The sequence below is a fragment of the Streptomyces sp. NPDC091649 genome, assembly GCF_044756785.1.
Classification (GTDB): Bacteria; Actinomycetota; Actinomycetes; order Streptomycetales; family Streptomycetaceae; genus Streptomyces.
Window position 1 is genome coordinate 129,365 of sequence record NZ_JBIVTR010000013.1, and the last position, 15,484, is coordinate 144,848.

Here is a 15,484-nt window from a genome sequence, read left to right on the forward strand (position 1 = left end):
GTCAGCGCGCCATGATGAGGCTCATCGCCTCGGCGCGGGTCGCGGGGTCGCGGAGCTGACCTCGCACGGCAGAGGTCAGGGTCTTCGCTCCCGGCTTGCGGATCCCGCGCATCGACATGCACATGTGCTCGCACTCGACGACGACGACGACTCCCCGCGGCTCCAGGATCGACATGAGGGACTCGGCGATCTGGGTTGTCAGCCGCTCCTGGACCTGCGGTCGGCGGGCGTAGACGTCGACCAGCCGGGCCAGCTTGGACAGGCCGGTGATCTTGCCGGTCGCGGCCGGAATGTAGCCGACATGCGCGACGCCCCTGAACGGCACCAGATGATGCTCACATGTACTGAACACTTCGATGTCCTTGACCAGCACCATCTCGTCGTGACCCAGGTCGAACGTGGTCGTCAGGACGTCCTCGGGCTCCTGGTACAGGCCCGCGAATATCTCCTTGTACGCCCGCGCCACCCGCCCCGGCGTCTCCCGCAGGCCCTCGCGGTCCGGGTCCTCTCCGACGGCGATCAGCAGTTCGCGTACGGCCGCCTCGGCCCGCTTCTCGTCGAACTCACCGATCGAACCCTGGCCGTCCAACGTCACCGGGTCGGTCATCTGTGCCTCGTTCCTCTGTGCTGTCCCGTGCGCGGGTTCGCGCTCAGACCTCGCAGGCATACGGAAAAGCCGCGCCCCCACAGGCTAAAACCTGGGGGGCACGGCATCCATTCCGGGACCGGTTCCACCCCCGTGACGGGGGTCTCACCGGAGTCGGTCCGGCACTAGCTCTCGGGACGCTCCTCGGGAGTCGCCTCGGTGGACGGGGCGATGTCCTTCGTCAGGTCCTTCGGAGCGATCTCCGGCGGGGTGGCCGAACCGTTGGCGGTCGATGCGCCGTTGGTGAGGGCCAGCTCCTTGGGAGAGAGCACCGGGGGCCGCGTCGACGGAGTGCGCCGGGCGGATCCGGTCCATGCCGGGCGGGCGGGACGCCTGACGAGCGGGGCGAAGATCTCGGCGATCTCGTCCTTGCCCAGCGTCTCCTTCTCCAGCAGTTCGAGCACCAGGGCGTCGAGGATGTCGCGGTTCTCGACGAGGATCTCCCACGCGTCGTTGTGGGCGGTCTCGATGAGCTTCTTGACCTCCTCGTCGACCAGTGCCGCGACCTCTTCGGAGTAGTCGCGCTGGTGGCCCATCTCGCGGCCCAGGAAGGGCTCCGAGTTGTCGCCGCCGAACTTGATCGCGCCGAGCCGCTCCGTCATGCCGTACTGCGTGACCATCGCCCGGGCCGTTGCCGTGGCCTTCTCGATGTCGTTCGCGGCACCGGTGGTCGGGTCGTGGAAGACCAGCTCCTCGGCCGCGCGCCCGCCCAGCATGTACGCCAGCTGGTCGAGCATCTCGTTGCGGGTCGTGGAGTACTTGTCCTCCTCCGGGAGCACCATCGTGTAACCGAGGGCGCGGCCGCGGGAGAGGATCGTGATCTTGTGGACCGGGTCCGACTGGGGTGAGGCCGCCGCGACCAGGGCGTGTCCGCCCTCGTGGTACGCGGTGATCTTCTTTTCCTTCTCGGACATGATCCGGGTCCGCTTCTGCGGGCCCGCCACGACGCGGTCGATGGCCTCGTCGAGCATCTCGTTGTCGATGAGCTTCCTGTTGCTGCGCGCCGTCAGGAGCGCGGCCTCGTTGAGCACGTTCGACAGGTCGGCACCGGTGAAACCGGGCGTGCGCCGGGCGACGGCGCCGAGGTCGACGCCCTCCGCGACGGGCTTGCCCTTCTGGTGCACCTTGAGGATCTCCAGGCGGCCCTGCATGTCCGGGCGGTCGACCGCGATCTGCCGGTCGAAGCGTCCCGGGCGCAGCAGCGCCGGGTCGAGGATGTCGGGGCGGTTCGTGGCGGCGATCAGGATGACGCCGCCCTTCACGTCGAACCCGTCCATCTCCACGAGCAGCTGGTTGAGCGTCTGCTCGCGCTCGTCGTGCCCGCCGCCCATGCCGGCGCCGCGGTGGCGTCCGACGGCGTCGATCTCGTCGACGAAGACGATCGCCGGGGCGTTCGCCTTGGCCTGCTCGAAGAGGTCGCGCACACGGGAGGCGCCGACGCCGACGAACATCTCGACGAAGTCGGAACCGGAGATCGAGTAGAACGGCACGCCCGCTTCGCCGGCGACGGCGCGTGCGAGCAGCGTCTTGCCCGTACCGGGCGGCCCGTACAGCAGGACGCCCTTGGGGATCTTGGCGCCGACGGCCTGGAACTTCGCCGGCTCCTGGAGGAACTCCTTGATCTCGTGGAGTTCTTCGACCGCCTCGTCGGACCCCGCCACATCGGAGAAGGTCGTCTTGGGGGTGTCCTTGGTGATCAGCTTGGCCTTGGACTTGCCGAACTGCATGACCTTGGAACCGCCGCCCTGCATCTGATTCATCAGAAACAGGAAGACGACCACGATGAGGACGAAGGGCAGCAGCGAGAGGAGGATCGAGACGAACGGGGACTGCTTCGACGGCGAGACGGTGTAACCCTTCTCGATGTCACCGTTCTCGTACTTCTGCTGCAGCGTGTCGGCGAGCTCGACGCCCTGGTTGCCGATGTAGCTCGCCTGGAACTTGCTGCCGGACTCGCCTTCGAGCTTCTGTCCGTCCTTCAGCTGGATCTTGAGGGTTTGTTCGTCACCGGTGGTGAGCTTGGCCTCTTCCACCTGGTTCTTACTGATCGCCTGGATCACCTTGCCGGTGTCCACCGTCTTGTGGCCGCCCGACGAGCCGACGACCTGCATCAACACGACCACGGCGAGGACGGCCAGCACGATCCACATGACCGGCCCACGGAAGTATCGCTTCACGTCCATCCATACGGAGCGAAGACGCCCCGTCCCTCCTGCCCGTAGGTAAATGCTGCTGTTTGAAAAGACTGTTCTTCGGACGGTACCCCAGCATCGTCACCGACGACTGCCGGGTACGGCGGAGAAACCTGCTTTCGAAGCCTCAACGGCCCGAGGGCGGCGAGGGTTCCCAGCGGGCCGGCCGGGGTCAGCCGCCGTAGACGTGCGGGGCGAGCGTGCCGACGAAGGGCAGGTTGCGGTACTTCTCCGCGTAGTCCAGCCCGTAGCCGACGACGAACTCGTTGGGGATGTCGAAACCGATCCACTTCACATCGATCGCGACCTTTGCGGCATCCGGCTTGCGCAGCAGGGTGCAGACCTCCAGCGAGGCCGGCTCCCGGGAGCCCAGGTTGGACAGCAGCCAGGACAGCGTCAGTCCGGAGTCGATGATGTCCTCGACGATCAGGACGTGCTTGCCCTTGATGTCGGTGTCGAGGTCCTTGAGGATCCGCACGACTCCGGAGGACTGGGTGCCCGCTCCGTACGAGGAGACGGCCATCCAGTCCATCGTGACGGGGGTGGACAGCGCGCGCGCCAGGTCCGCCATGACCATCACCGCGCCCTTGAGGACGCCGACGATGAGCAGGTCCTTGCCCGCGTACTCCGCGTCGATCTCCGCGGCCAGCCCGACGAGCTTCGCGTCGATCTCTTCCTTGGTGAGGAGCACCGACTGAAGGTCGGTACCCATGTCCTTCTCGTTCACCCACGTCTCTTTCTCTGCCTGCCGGTCCGGGGCGGGCCCCGGACCGGGCCGGCTGTTCGCCTGCACTTCAGCCGCTCGCGCGTCAGCTCTGCCGAATGACCAGTCTGCCACCCTGCCGCATCGCCTCGACGCGGCCGGGCAGGTTGATGGCCCGCTGGCCGCGCCAGCCGGTGATCAGGCGGTCGACTTCTTCGAGGTGCCGGGCGAAGAGGGAGCCCGCGGGCGCCCCGGCCTCGATCAGCGCGCGGCGCAGCACCCGGCGGCGGACCGCGGGCGGCAGGGCGTAGAGCTTGGCGCACTCCAGGCGACCGGTGTCGTCGCGTACGGACAGCTCGGCCTCGGCGGCCCAGGTGTCCAGGGCGTCGGCGTCGTCGCGGGAGAGCTGGGCGGTACGGGCGAGGGCTTCGACGACGCCTTTGCCGAGCGCCTTCTCCAGGGCGGGCAGGCCCTCGTGGCGGAGCCGGGAGCGAGTGTAGGCGGGGTCGATGTTGTGCGGGTCGTCCCAGACGGGCAGGGACTGGATCAGGCATGCCTTGCGGGCGGTCTGCCGGTCGAGCTGGAGGAAGGGGCGGCGGTAGCGTCCGGCCGGTCCGGAGGCGGCGGCCATGCCGGAGAGCGAGCGGATGCCGGAGCCGCGGGCGAGGCCGAGGAGGACGGTCTCGGCCTGGTCGTCACGGGTGTGGCCGAGCAGGACGGCGGCGGCGCCGTGCCGTTCGGCGGCGGCGTCCAGCGCTGTGTAGCGGGCGTCGCGAGCGGCGGCCTCGGGGCCGCCCTCGCGTCCGACGTGCACGGCGACGGCCTCGACGGGGTCGAGGTCCATGGCGGCGAGCCGGGTGACGACCTCGGCGGCGCGGAGACCGGATCCCGGTTGGAGGTTGTGGTCGACGGTGATGCCGCCGGCCCGGACGGAGAGTTTGCGGGCCTCGAACGCGAGCGCGGAGGCGAGCGCCATGGAGTCGGCGCCGCCGGAGCAGGCGACGAGCACGAGCGGGGTGTCGGGCCGTTCGGGGAGGGCGGGCCGTTCGGAGAGGGCCGGCCCGCCGGCGCCGGCCTCGGCGTAGTGGGAGCGGGCGGCGTGCGCGGGGCGCCTCGCCGCTTCGGCGGGCCGGTCGTGACCGGCGTGCAGGTGGAATTCGGTGAGTACGTCGTGGAGTACGCGGCGGACCGCCAGGCGTATCGCCGCGACCGCAGGATGGGGACCCATGTCCGGTGCCCTTCGTGGAGTTCGGGAGGAGCGTCGAGCGCCGGAACGCGTGAGTCCCGTCACTCAGAGTGCGTCGATGGTGACAGAGGCAAGCTGTTCATCGAGCATCGCACGCCTTCCCATGCCCCTGCGGTCCCTCGGATGGGTGATTGGAGGGCCAATATGCGTCAGGTCTCCGGCCGGGACCGGGCCCGGATCAGCGGGCGATCGGGGCCGTCAGGATTCGGCCTTGCGGTGCACGCGCGCCACCCAGTCGGCGGGGCGGGCGATCTCGGCCTTGGTGGGGAGGGTGTTCGGTGAGGTCCAGACGCGGTTGAAGCCGTCCATGCCGACCTCTTCGACGACCGATCGTACGAACTTCTCGCCGTCCTTGTACTGGCGGAGCTTGGCGTCCAGGCCCAGGAGCTTGCGCAGGGCCTGGTCGAGGCGGCCGGCGCCCTGGGCGCGGCGGCGCTGGAACTTCTCCCGGATCTCGGCGACGGAGCCGACCACCTCGGGGCCCACGCCGTCCATCACGAAGTCCGCGTGCCCCTCCAGGAGGGACATGACGGCGGTGAGGCGGCCGAGCACCTCGCGCTGCGCGGGGGTCTGGACGATGTCGACGAGGCTCCGGCCGCCGTCCTCGCCCTGTTCGCCCTCGGGGCGCCCGGCGCCGGAGAGGGACTGGGCGGCCTCGCGGAGGCGCTCCAGGAAGGTCATCGGGTCGACGTCGGTCTCGTCGAGAAACGTCTGGATCTCGCCCTGGAGGTGGTCGCGGAGCCAGGGCACGCCGGTGAACTGGGTGCGGTGGGTCTCCTCGTGGAGGGCGACCCAGAGGCGGAAGTCGTGCGGGTCGACGTCCAGCTCCCGTTCGACGTGGACGATGTTCGGCGCGACCAGGAGCAGTCGGCCGCCGCCGTTCGCGGAGGCGGGGAGGTCCCGGGTGGCCGGGGCGAACGTCTCGTACTGGCCGAGGACCCGGGAGGCGAGGAACGAGAGCAGCATCCCCAGCTCGACGCCGGTGACCTTGCCGCCGACCGCGCCGAGGACCGCTCCGCCGGGCCCGCCGGAGCGGCGGCTCTCCATCTTGGCGAGGAGGGGGCGCAGCAGTTCGCGGAAGCCGGCGACGTTGGCCCTGATCCAGCCGGCCCGGTCGACGACGAGGACGGGGGTGTCCTCGGGTTCGGTCCCGTCGGGGATCATCCGGGTGAAGTCGCGGACGTGTTCCTCCGAGGCCCTGGCATGCCGCCGGAGCTCCGCGACGACCGTGCGGGCCTCCTCGCGGCTGATCTCGGGCCCGGGCCGCACCAGCCGGGTCGCGGTCGCCACCGCGAGCTTCCAGTCGACCATCTCGGCACCACCGATGCTCGTCATGCGTCAACCGTACGTGAGCCCGTCGTCCGGTGGTGAGGTCTTGCACCGTCCTTCGGGTGCGGGCGGGCTCAGCGGGCGGGGCGGGCCAGGGCGGTGGCCAGGGCGTCGAGGGCGGGTTCGGCCTCGGCCGCGGAGCGGCTGCCGGCGGCGAGGAAGGCGAAGGCGAGCAGCCGGCCCTGGGGGCCGACGACGGTTCCGGCGAGGGAGTTGACGCCGCTGAGGGTGCCGGTCTTGGCGCGGATCAGGCCGGTGCCCTCGGAGTCCTCCCGGTAGCGGCCGCCGAGGGTGCCGCTGAATCCGGCGACCGGGAGGCCGGTGAGGACGGGGCGCAGGCCGGGGCGGTCGGGGTCGGCGGCGCGGGCGAGGAGGGTGGTGAGGAGGGCGGGGGTGACCCGGTCGGCGCGGTCCAGGCCGCTGCCGTCGGCGAGGTGGGCGCCGGCCACCGGGACCTTGAGCTTCTTCAGCTCCTTGGTGACGGCGCGGCGGGCTCCGGCGAAGTCGGCGCTCTCGCCCTTGGCGATGGCGGTCTGCCGGGCGAGGGCCTCGGCGATGTCGTTGTCGCTGTTGGTGAGGGTGCGTTCGACGAGGGCGGAGAGCGGGGCCGAGCGGTGGGTGGCCACGGTGCGGGCCTTGTCCGCCGCGCGGGCCGCGCGGGGCTCGCCGGTGACCTTGACGCCCGCTTTCCTCAGCTCTGCGGCGAAGGCCCGTGCGGCGTCGCCGGCCGGGTCGCCGGTGCGCGGGGCGGGGCCGCGGTCGGTGCCGTCCAGGCGGCCCTCGTCGACCATCAGGGCGGTGACGGGCGCGATGTTCTCGTTGGGGCTGATCGGGTGGAGGACGGGGCCGGTGTAGCGGGAGGTGTCGTAGGTGAGGCGTACGGAGGTGCGGTCGCCCTCGCGCAGGGCGTCGGCGGCGTCGGCGGCGATCGAGCGCAGGGCCGCCTTGCTGAGCGTGGGGTCGCCGCCGCCGACGAGGGTGAGGGTGCGGGAGTCGGGGGACAGCGCGGCGGTGGTGGCGATGCGGTGGTCGGGGCCGAGGGCGGAGAGCGCGGCGAGGGTGGTGGCGATCTTGATCGTGGAGGCCGGGGTCATCGGGGAGGCGGCGCCGCTCGCGTACAGCTGCTCGCCGGTGGCGGTGTCGATGACGGAGGCGGCGACCTTGCCGCCGAGGGCGGGGGCGCCCATGAGCGGGGCGAGGGTGTCGCGGAGCCCGGCGGGGTCCTGGGGGGTGTCCTGGGCGGCGGTGCCGAGGGCGTGGAGGACCGCCGGGGCGCTGGGGGCCGGGCGGGGGCCGTCGGGCGTCGGGCGGCCGTGATGTGCGCCACCTGTGCGGTCCGCGGCGACTGCCAGCGCCCGCTCGGCCTTACGCTGACCCCTGTCCCAGGGGCCGGCGGCGAGGACGGCGCCGGCGGCGACGACCAGGCCGAGCGTGGCGGAGCCTGCGATGACCTGCCAGGTGTACGGCCCGGTGCGTCGGCTCTTCGGACTCTTCGGCCCGCCCGACGGGTCCGACGGGCGCATGGACGGTCTTTCCACCGGCTCGGCCACCGTTGACCAGCCCCTTTCGCGAGCACTCTTCTGCGTGGGGGACACTTAATCACCAGTCGTATGTGTTGATCATGGAGGAGCCACCCGTGGAGTTCGACGTCACCATCGAGATCCCGAAGGGTTCGCGGAACAAGTACGAGGTGGACCACGAGACCGGTCGGATCCGCCTGGACCGTCGACTCTTCACCTCGACCAGCTACCCGGCCGACTACGGCTTCGTCGAGAACACCCTCGGCGAGGACGGCGACCCGCTGGACGCGCTGGTCATTCTGGACGAGCCGACCTTCCCCGGTTGTCTCATCAAGTGCCGTGCCATCGGCATGTTCCGGATGACCGACGAGGCGGGCGGCGACGACAAGCTGCTCTGCGTCCCGGCGTCCGACCCGCGCGTGGAGCACCTGCGCGACATCCACCACGTGTCGGAGTTCGACCGCCTGGAGATCCAGCACTTCTTCGAGGTCTACAAGGACCTGGAGCCGGGCAAGTCCGTCGAGGGCGCCGACTGGGTCGGCCGTACCGAGGCGGAGGCCGAGATCGAGGCTTCGTACAAGCGTCTTGAGGCGCAGGGCGGCGCGCACTGACGTCCCTCTTCCGGTTCCGTTTGTGAGCCGGACGGCCGTCGGGGAACGGGCGGTACACCTTCGCGGGTGTGCCGCCCGTTTCGCTGTCCGCACTTCTGCGCGTCCGGGCCCATGCCGGTGGCCATACTGGGCAGACGTGCGACGGGACACCTGCCCAGAGACGTGCAGTCGAGGAGGAACGAGGTCCAGCAGTGGCGGAATCGGGCGGTCCTGAGGACCAGAAGCCCCAGTCCGACGAGGCGCGGAGCGCTTTCGCCCCGCCCGCGGGGACGAGCCATCCGGCGTCACCGCCCGAGGAGGACCACCCGACGTCGGAGTTCGCGCTGCCGATCGGTGTGCACCAGGAGGCGAGCGGTCCCGCGGCGCCGGGTAGCGGCTCCACAGGCGGTACGAACTCCGACACGTTGAGTTCCGCTTTCACTCCGCCGAGCACGTACAAGGCGCAGCAGGCGCCGCCCGCCTTCACTCCGGCGCAGGGCATTCCGATGGTCAAGCTGACCAAGGAGGCGCCCTGGCAGGACCGGATGCGCACGATGCTGCGGATGCCGGTGACCGAGCGCCCGGCGCCGGAGTCGATCCAGCGCACCGACGACGAGACGGGTCCGGCCGTGCCGCGCGTGCTCGACCTGACGCTGCGTATCGGGGAGCTGCTGCTGGCCGGCGGTGAGGGGGCCGAGGACGTCGAGGCGGCGATGTTCGCGGTGACCCGGTCCTACGGTCTCGACCGCAGCGAGCCGACGGTCACGTTCACGCTGCTGTCCATCTCGCACCAGCCGTCGCTGGTCGACGACCCGGTGACGGCGAGCCGCACCGTGCGCCGCAGGGGCACCGACTACACCCGGCTGGCGGCCGTGTTCCGGCTGGTCGACGACATCACGAGCACCGACACCGAGGTCTCGCTGGAGGAGGCGTACCGGCGGCTCGCGGAGATCCGCCGTAATCGCCACCCCTACCCGGGCTGGGTGCTGACGGCGGCGGCCGGGCTGCTGGCCGGTTCGGCTTCGGTGCTGGTCGGCGGCGGGGCGCTGGTGTTCATCGTGGCGGCGGCGGGCGCGATGCTCGGCGACCGGCTGGCGTGGCTGTGCGCCGGGCGGGGGCTGCCGGAGTTCTACCAGTTCACGGTGGCCGCGATGCCGCCGGCCGCGATGGGGGTGGCGCTGACGCTGACCCATTCGACGGACATCCGGCCGTCCGCGGTGATCACCGGTGGGCTGTTCGCGCTGCTGCCGGGGCGGGCGCTGGTGGCGGGGGTGCAGGACGGGCTGACCGGCTACTACATCACCGCCTCGGCCCGGCTTCTGGAGGTCATGTACTTCTTCATCGGGATCGTCGCGGGCGTGCTGATCATCCTGTACCTGGGGGTGCAGTTGGGGGCCCAGCTCAATCCCGAGGCCGAGTTCGTCCCCAACGACCGGCCGGCGCTGCAGATCCTGGTGTCGATGACGCTGAGCCTGGCCTTCGCGGTGCTGCTCCAGCAGGAGCGGTCGACGGTGCTGGCGGTCACCCTCAACGGCGGCGTGGCCTGGATCATCTTCGGGGCGATGGCCCGGACCGGGGACATCTCGCCGGTCGCGGCCACGGCGGTGGCGGCGGGGCTGGTGGGGCTGTTCGGCCAGCTGTTCTCGCGCTACCGGTTCACGTCCTCGCTGCCGTACATCACGGCGGCGATCGGACCGCTGCTGCCCGGTTCGGCGACGTACTTCGGTCTGCTGGGCGTGGCCCAGGCCGAGGTGAACCGGGGTCTGACCTCGCTGTCCACGGCGGTCGCGACGGCGTTGGCCATCGCGATCGGGGTGAACCTGGGGAGCGAGATCTCCCGGCTGTTCATGGGGGTGCCGGGTGCGGTCGGCGGGGCGAGCCGCCGGGCGGCGAAGCGGACCCGGGGATTCTGAGGACGCGGCGGACCTGCCCGTTCCCGCTACGGACCCCGTCCGTATCCCCGGCGCCGCGGCACGACGCCTAGGATGGCGCCTACTCCCCTTCAACGGCCGAGAGCCGAACCGCGGCCGAGAGCCGCCAGCCGAAACAGGAGATCATGGCGAAGCCATCCGGTCACCACGTCTTCAACGCCTTCCGTGGCGCGCTCATCGGCACCGCGGAGGCCGTACCCGGCGTCAGCGGTGGCACCGTCGCCCTGATCACCGGGGTGTACGAGAAGCTGATCGGCGGCGCCGGTCACGTCACCAGCGCGCTGCGGATGGCCGTGTCCGACCTGCCGCGCGGCCGGGGCGCCGCGCGTGCCAGGGCCGAGCTGAGGAACGTCGACTGGATGGTCGTGGTTCCGCTGCTGATCGGCATGGCGGCGGCGCTGGTGCTCTCGGCCAAGCTGATCGCACCAGTGGTCGAGGAGCACCCCCAGTTCGCGTACGCCCTGTTCTTCGGGCTGGTGCTGGCCTCGCTGTGGGTGCCGTACTCGGGCTCCGGGCAGCGCTGGACCGGCGGGAACTACGCGATCTGCCTGGTCGTCGCGGTGGGCGCCTTCGCCCTGACCGGGCTGCCGCCGGGCGAGATGCCGACCCACCCGGTGGTGGTCGCGCTGGCGGGCTCGGTCGCGATCTGCGCCCTGGTGCTCCCGGGGGTCTCCGGTTCGTTCCTGCTGCTGACGCTGGGCCTGTACGAGCCGACGATCGACGCCGTCAACGAGCGTGACTTCGGCTATCTCGCCGCCTTCGCGCTGGGCTGCGTGGTGGGGCTGGCGCTCTTCGTGAAGCTGCTGAAGTGGCTGCTGGAGAACTACCACCACATGACGCTGGTCGTGATGACCGGTCTGATGGCGGGTTCGCTGCGCGCGCTGTGGCCCTGGCAGGACGACGACCGCGGGCTGCTGGCCCCCAGTGGTTCGGTCGGCCTGACCTGTGCCCTGATCGCGCTCGGGGCCGCCGTGGTGATCGCGGTCCTGGTGGTGGAGCACCGGGCGCGCGGCGAGGAGCCGAAGGAGCCCGCCGCCGCGCCGAAGCGCGGCCGGCACGCGCGGGTGACCTCGGGCTCCGGGCGCGACTGAGCCCGGCGTACGGGTACGAGCGACGGCGGTACGGGTGAGGGCGTTCCGCCGGGCCGATTCGGCCCGGCGGGGCGCCCTCGCCCATGCGCCCTGCCGGGCGGCGCCCGCCGGACGCGTCTGCCGCACGGGTGCACACCGCGCTCGGGTGCCCCGCCCGAGCTGCCGTGTCCGGTATATCCCCCTACGGTGAGGCGCGTGGCATCAGGCACGACAGAAGGAGCCCCCGCATGTCCACGCCCGTCAATGTCGCCGTCGTCTACTACTCCTCCACCGGCACCGTCGCCACGATCGCGAAGGCCATCGCCGAGGACGCCGAGCGTGCCGGGGCCCGGGTGCGACTGCGCCGGGCGGCCGAGCTCGCCCCGCAGGCGGCCATCGACTCCAACCCGGCGTGGGCCGAGAACGTCACCGCGACCGCGGGCATCCCCGAGGTCTCGCCGGACGACATGGCGTGGGCGGACGCGGTGATCTTCGGTTCGCCGACCCGGTACGGGAACATCACGGCCCAGCTGAAGCAGTTCATCGACACGCTGGGCGGCATGTGGCAGGCGGGGCAGCTCGCCGACAAGGTCTACAGCGGCTTCACCTCCAGCGCGACCGCCCACGGCGGCCAGGAGTCCACGCTGCTCGCGCTCTACAACACGATCCATCACTTCGGCGGCATTCTCGTGACCCCGGGGTACACCGACCCCACGAAGTTCGTGGACGGCAACCCGTACGGCACCTCCCACGTCGCCGGGCAGGGCGACATCCCGGTCGGCGAGGAGACCCTGACCGCCGCACGGGTGCAGGCCGAGCGGGTCGTGAAGTTCACCCGGGCGATCAAGGCGGGGCTGGCCGCCGGGAGTTGAGCGGCCGGCGCCGTGCGCGAGAGACGGCCGGGCGGGCCGGGGGCGCCCGGCCCCGTACGCGAGGTCCGGCCGAGCGAGCCGAGAGAAGGGTTTTCCCATGCCGCTCCACCGCGGTGCCCACCCGGAACAGGACGAACCCTCCGAGGAGCGGCGCCGGCTGTCCCTGAACCCGTTCTTCGGCGAGGCGGACCCGACCGCCGCGATGAACACCGCGCCGCCCCGGCACCGGCTGCCCGACGGGCCGCTGCCGCCGCTCACCGCGTACCGGCTGGTCCACGACGAGCTGATGCTCGACGGCAACTCCCGGCTCAACCTGGCGACGTTCGTGACCACCTGGATGGAGCCGCAGGCCGACGTCCTGATGGGCGAGTGCCGGGACAAGAACATGATCGACAAGGACGAGTACCCGCGCACCGCCGAGCTGGAGCGGCGCTGTGTGGCGATGCTCGCCGACCTGTGGAACGCGCCTGATCCGAGGGCGGCCGTGGGGTGTTCGACCACCGGGTCGAGCGAGGCGTGCATGCTCGCGGGGCTCGCCCTGAAGCGGCGCTGGTCGCGGCGGAACGCGGACCGCTATCCGGCGACGGCGCGGCCCAATCTGGTGATGGGCGTCAACGTGCAGGTCTGCTGGGAGAAGTTCTGCGCCTTCTGGGAGGTGGAGGCGAGGCTCGTCCCGATGGAGGGCGAGCGGTTCCATCTCGACCCGGGGGCCGCCGCCGAGCTGTGCGACGAGAACACCATCGGGGTCGTCGGGATTCTCGGCTCGACCTTCGACGGGTCCTACGAGCCGATCGCGGAGCTGTGCGCGGCCCTCGACGCCCTCCAGGAGCGCACCGGACTCGATGTCCCGGTGCATGTGGACGGGGCCTCCGGCGCGATGGTGGCGCCCTTCCTCGATCCGGAGCTGGTGTGGGACTTCCGGCTGCCGAGGGTGGCGTCGATCAACACCTCGGGGCACAAGTACGGCCTCGTCTACCCGGGGGTCGGCTGGGCGCTGTGGCGCACGGCGGACGCGCTGCCGGAGGAGCTGGTCTTCCGGGTCGACTACCTGGGCGGCGACATGCCGACGTTCGCGCTGAACTTCTCCCGGCCCGGGGCGCAGGTGGCCGCGCAGTACTACACGTTCCTGCGCCTCGGGCACGAGGGCTACCGGGCGGTCCAGCGAGCCTCCCGGGACGTGGCCGGTTCACTGGCCCGCGCGGTGGAGGCGCTGGGCGACTTCCGGCTGCTCACCCGGGGGGACGAGCTGCCGGTGTTCGCCTTCACGACGGCCGAGGACGTCCACGCGTACGACGTGTTCGACGTGTCGCGCCGGCTGCGGGAGCGCGGCTGGCTGGTGCCCGCGTACACCTTCCCCGCCAACCGGCAGGACCTGTCGGTGCTGCGGGTGGTGTGCCGCAACGGGTTCTCCTCGGACCTGGCCGAGCTGCTGGTCGAGGATCTGAGGCTGCTGCTGCCCGAGCTGCGGGCACAGAAGCACCCGTCGAGCCACGACCGGGCGGCCCCGACCGCCTTCCACCACTGAGAACGCCTACCGGTCCAGGCGCGCGAACCTTGTCACCGCCAGCGGGAGGAACACCGCGATGATGACCGCCGGCCAGAGCACCGCCAGGAGCTGGGCGTGCTCGGCGGCCCAGGAGCCGGTCGCGCCGCCCGGGTTGCCGAACAGCTCCCGTACGGCGGTGGCGGTGGCGGACAGGGGGTTCCACTCCACCACCGCGCCCAGCCAGCCGGGCATCGACTCGGGGTCGGCGAACACGTTGGAGAGGAAGCCGACCGGCCAGACCAGGATCTGTACCGCCGAGACCAGCTCCGGCCGGCCCGCCGCCATGGCGAGCTGGATGCCGACCCAGAGCATCGCGAACCGCAGCAGGAGCAGCAGCCCCACCGCGCCCAGCGCGGCGGCGGCCCCGTCGTGCCAGCGCCAGCCGACCGCGTAGCCGACCCCGGTCATCACGGCGAGCGCGACCGCCGACTGGAGCATGTCCGCGGCGCTGCGGCCGACGAGGACGGCCCCCGGGGCCATCGGCATCGAGCGGAAGCGGTCGATGACGCCCTTGCCGAGGTCCTGGGTGACCGCGAGCATCGTGCCCTCCAGGCCGAAGGCCATGGTCAGCACGAGCATCCCGGGGACCAGGTACTCGGTGGGGTCGCCGTCCACGCCCCGGCCGCCGCCGACCAGGTACGTGAACATCAGGAGCAGCATCACGGGGAAGACCAGGCCGACGAGCACCTCGACGGGCTGCCGGGCCCAGTGCGCCAGTTCGCGGCGGGTCATCGTCCAGCAGTCGGCCAGTGCCCAGCCGAGCCGGGAGGACACTCCGCCCGGTCCGGGTACCGCTGTCGTCGTCGCGCTCACGCCGTCGCCTCCGCCTTCTCCGTACGCCGGTCGTCGACGGGCTGTCCGGTCAGCGACAGGAACACCTCGTCCAGGGTGGGGCGGCGCACGGCGATGTCCTCCGCCTCGATGCCGGCCTCCTCCAGCACCCGCACCGTCCGGGTCAGGGCCGCCATCCGGTCCGGGGCGGGCGCGCCGATCCGCCGCCGGTCGGCGTCCAGCACCAGGTCCGCGCCGCCGAGCAGTCCGGCGGCCTCCTCCAGCCGGGACGCGTCGCGCAGGACGATGTCGATCCGGTCGCCGCCGACGCGGGCCTTCAGCTCGTCGGGGGTGCCCTCGGCGACCGACCGGCCGCCGTCGATGAGGGAGATCCGGTCCGCCAGCTGGTCCGCCTCCTCCAGATACTGGGTGGTCAGCAGCACCGTGGTACCGCCGCCGACCAGGGACCGCACCGCGTCCCACACCTCGGACCGGCCGCGCGGGTCGAGGCCGGTCGTCGGCTCGTCCAGGAACAGCACCTCCGGTTCGGTGATCAGCGACGCCGCCAGGTCCAGCCGCCTGCGCATGCCGCCGCTGTACTGCTTGACGGCCTTGCGGCCGGTGTCCGCGAGGCCGAACCGCTCCAGCAGCTCGTCCGCCCGGATGCCCGCCCGGCGTGCGCCCAGGTGGTACAGCCGCCCGAACATCTCCAGGTTCTGCCGTCCGCCGAGCTGTTCGTCCACCGCCGCGTGCTGCCCGAGCAGCCCGATCCTGCGGCGCACCTCGCCCGCCCTGGCGCGGACGTCGAGGCCGGCCACGGTGACCTTGCCCGCGTCGTGGCGCAGCAGCGTCGACATGATCCGTACGGCGGTGGTCTTGCCCGCCCCGTTGGGGCCGAGCACTCCGTGGACGGTGCCGCCGCCGACGGCCAGGTCCAGTCCGTCCAGGGCGCGCTTCTCCCCGTACCGCTTGTGCACGCCGTCCATGACGATCGCTTCGGTCAAAATTCCCGCCACCCTCTCGTAGTCAAACTTGACTAGCAGGACGAAGGTAAACCCTCATCGCTCA

Annotated in this window: 13 protein-coding genes; 5 read left to right on the plus strand and 8 right to left on the minus strand. The window is 71.5% G+C overall.

Features of this window, described 5'->3' with window-relative positions; all coding sequences use genetic code 11:
* Position 1: 1 nt before the first annotated feature.
* The 6 genes from folE to dacB form a co-directional block, all read right to left on the minus strand.
* Positions 2–607 (minus strand): GTP cyclohydrolase I FolE, encoded by a 606-nt coding sequence (gene folE, locus ACIQMU_RS22130; protein ID WP_352242792.1) that lies wholly within the window; start codon positions 605–607, stop codon positions 2–4.
* A gap of 164 nt (positions 608–771) precedes the next feature.
* Positions 772–2,829 (minus strand): ATP-dependent zinc metalloprotease FtsH, encoded by a 2,058-nt coding sequence (gene ftsH / locus ACIQMU_RS22135; RefSeq protein ID WP_352242793.1) that lies wholly within the window; start codon positions 2,827–2,829, stop codon positions 772–774.
* Between the two features lie 181 nt (positions 2,830–3,010).
* Complete coding sequence (hpt, locus tag ACIQMU_RS22140; protein ID WP_352242840.1) at positions 3,011–3,550, minus strand: hypoxanthine phosphoribosyltransferase; 540 nt, start codon at positions 3,548–3,550, stop codon at positions 3,011–3,013.
* 97 nt (positions 3,551–3,647) lie between these two features.
* On the minus strand, positions 3,648–4,769 hold the full coding sequence (gene tilS, locus ACIQMU_RS22145) for a tRNA lysidine(34) synthetase TilS (RefSeq protein WP_352242794.1): 1,122 nt from the start codon (positions 4,767–4,769) through the stop codon (positions 3,648–3,650).
* A gap of 216 nt (positions 4,770–4,985) precedes the next feature.
* Entirely contained in the window at positions 4,986–6,122 is a 1,137-nt protein-coding gene (locus tag ACIQMU_RS22150) for a zinc-dependent metalloprotease (RefSeq protein WP_402689514.1), read from the minus strand.
* 68 nt (positions 6,123–6,190) lie between these two features.
* Positions 6,191–7,639, minus strand: coding sequence for a D-alanyl-D-alanine carboxypeptidase/D-alanyl-D-alanine-endopeptidase (gene dacB, locus ACIQMU_RS22155; protein WP_402689515.1), 1,449 nt, complete (start codon positions 7,637–7,639; stop codon positions 6,191–6,193).
* A 113-nt stretch (positions 7,640–7,752) separates the two neighbouring features.
* On the opposite strand from dacB, the gene ACIQMU_RS22160 reads away from it, so the two are divergent.
* From ACIQMU_RS22160 to ACIQMU_RS22180, 5 genes are all read left to right on the plus strand, one after another.
* A complete protein-coding gene (locus ACIQMU_RS22160; RefSeq protein WP_018959738.1) occupies positions 7,753–8,247 on the plus strand; it encodes an inorganic diphosphatase in 495 nt (164 codons plus the stop codon).
* A 191-nt stretch (positions 8,248–8,438) separates the two neighbouring features.
* Positions 8,439–10,139: a threonine/serine exporter ThrE family protein gene (locus ACIQMU_RS22165; protein ID WP_402689516.1), complete on the plus strand. Its 1,701-nt coding sequence runs from the start codon at positions 8,439–8,441 to the stop codon at positions 10,137–10,139.
* A 143-nt stretch (positions 10,140–10,282) separates the two neighbouring features.
* A complete protein-coding gene (locus ACIQMU_RS22170) occupies positions 10,283–11,248 on the plus strand; it encodes a DUF368 domain-containing protein (RefSeq protein ID WP_352242798.1) in 966 nt (321 codons plus the stop codon).
* Between the two features lie 227 nt (positions 11,249–11,475).
* A complete protein-coding gene (gene wrbA, locus ACIQMU_RS22175; protein WP_352242799.1) occupies positions 11,476–12,099 on the plus strand; it encodes an NAD(P)H:quinone oxidoreductase in 624 nt (207 codons plus the stop codon).
* A 97-nt stretch (positions 12,100–12,196) separates the two neighbouring features.
* A complete protein-coding gene (locus ACIQMU_RS22180) occupies positions 12,197–13,624 on the plus strand; it encodes a glutamate decarboxylase (RefSeq protein ID WP_352242800.1) in 1,428 nt (475 codons plus the stop codon).
* Between the two features lie 6 nt (positions 13,625–13,630).
* Here the strand turns inward: ACIQMU_RS22180 and ACIQMU_RS22185 are convergent, their stop codons facing one another.
* The gene (locus ACIQMU_RS22185; RefSeq protein ID WP_352242801.1) at positions 13,631–14,458 is read right to left on the minus strand and encodes an ABC transporter permease; all 828 of its coding nucleotides are present in this window, start codon (positions 14,456–14,458) and stop codon (positions 13,631–13,633) included.
* Positions 14,455–15,420 (minus strand): ATP-binding cassette domain-containing protein, encoded by a 966-nt coding sequence (locus ACIQMU_RS22190; RefSeq protein WP_352242802.1) that lies wholly within the window; start codon positions 15,418–15,420, stop codon positions 14,455–14,457. Before ACIQMU_RS22190 ends, ACIQMU_RS22185 begins: the two co-directional genes overlap by 4 nt.
* Positions 15,421–15,484: the final 64 nt, after the last annotated feature.

Excerpts from the sequence above, each read along its gene's own strand:
- folE (WP_352242792.1), bottom strand. The coding sequence starts at position 607 with ATGACCGACCCGGTGACGTTGGACGGCCAGGGTTCGATCGGTGAGTTC.
- ftsH (WP_352242793.1), bottom strand. The coding sequence starts at position 2,829 with ATGGACGTGAAGCGATACTTCCGTGGGCCGGTCATGTGGATCGTGCTG.
- hpt (WP_352242840.1), bottom strand. The coding sequence starts at position 3,550 with ATGGGTACCGACCTTCAGTCGGTGCTCCTCACCAAGGAAGAGATCGAC.
- tilS (WP_352242794.1), bottom strand. The coding sequence starts at position 4,769 with ATGGGTCCCCATCCTGCGGTCGCGGCGATACGCCTGGCGGTCCGCCGC.
- ACIQMU_RS22150 (WP_402689514.1), bottom strand. The coding sequence starts at position 6,122 with ATGACGAGCATCGGTGGTGCCGAGATGGTCGACTGGAAGCTCGCGGTG.
- dacB (WP_402689515.1), bottom strand. The coding sequence starts at position 7,639 with ATGCGCCCGTCGGACCCGTCGGGCGGGCCGAAGAGTCCGAAGAGCCGA.
- ACIQMU_RS22170 (WP_352242798.1), top strand. The coding sequence starts at position 10,283 with ATGGCGAAGCCATCCGGTCACCACGTCTTCAACGCCTTCCGTGGCGCG.
- wrbA (WP_352242799.1), top strand. The coding sequence starts at position 11,476 with ATGTCCACGCCCGTCAATGTCGCCGTCGTCTACTACTCCTCCACCGGC.
- ACIQMU_RS22180 (WP_352242800.1), top strand. The coding sequence starts at position 12,197 with ATGCCGCTCCACCGCGGTGCCCACCCGGAACAGGACGAACCCTCCGAG.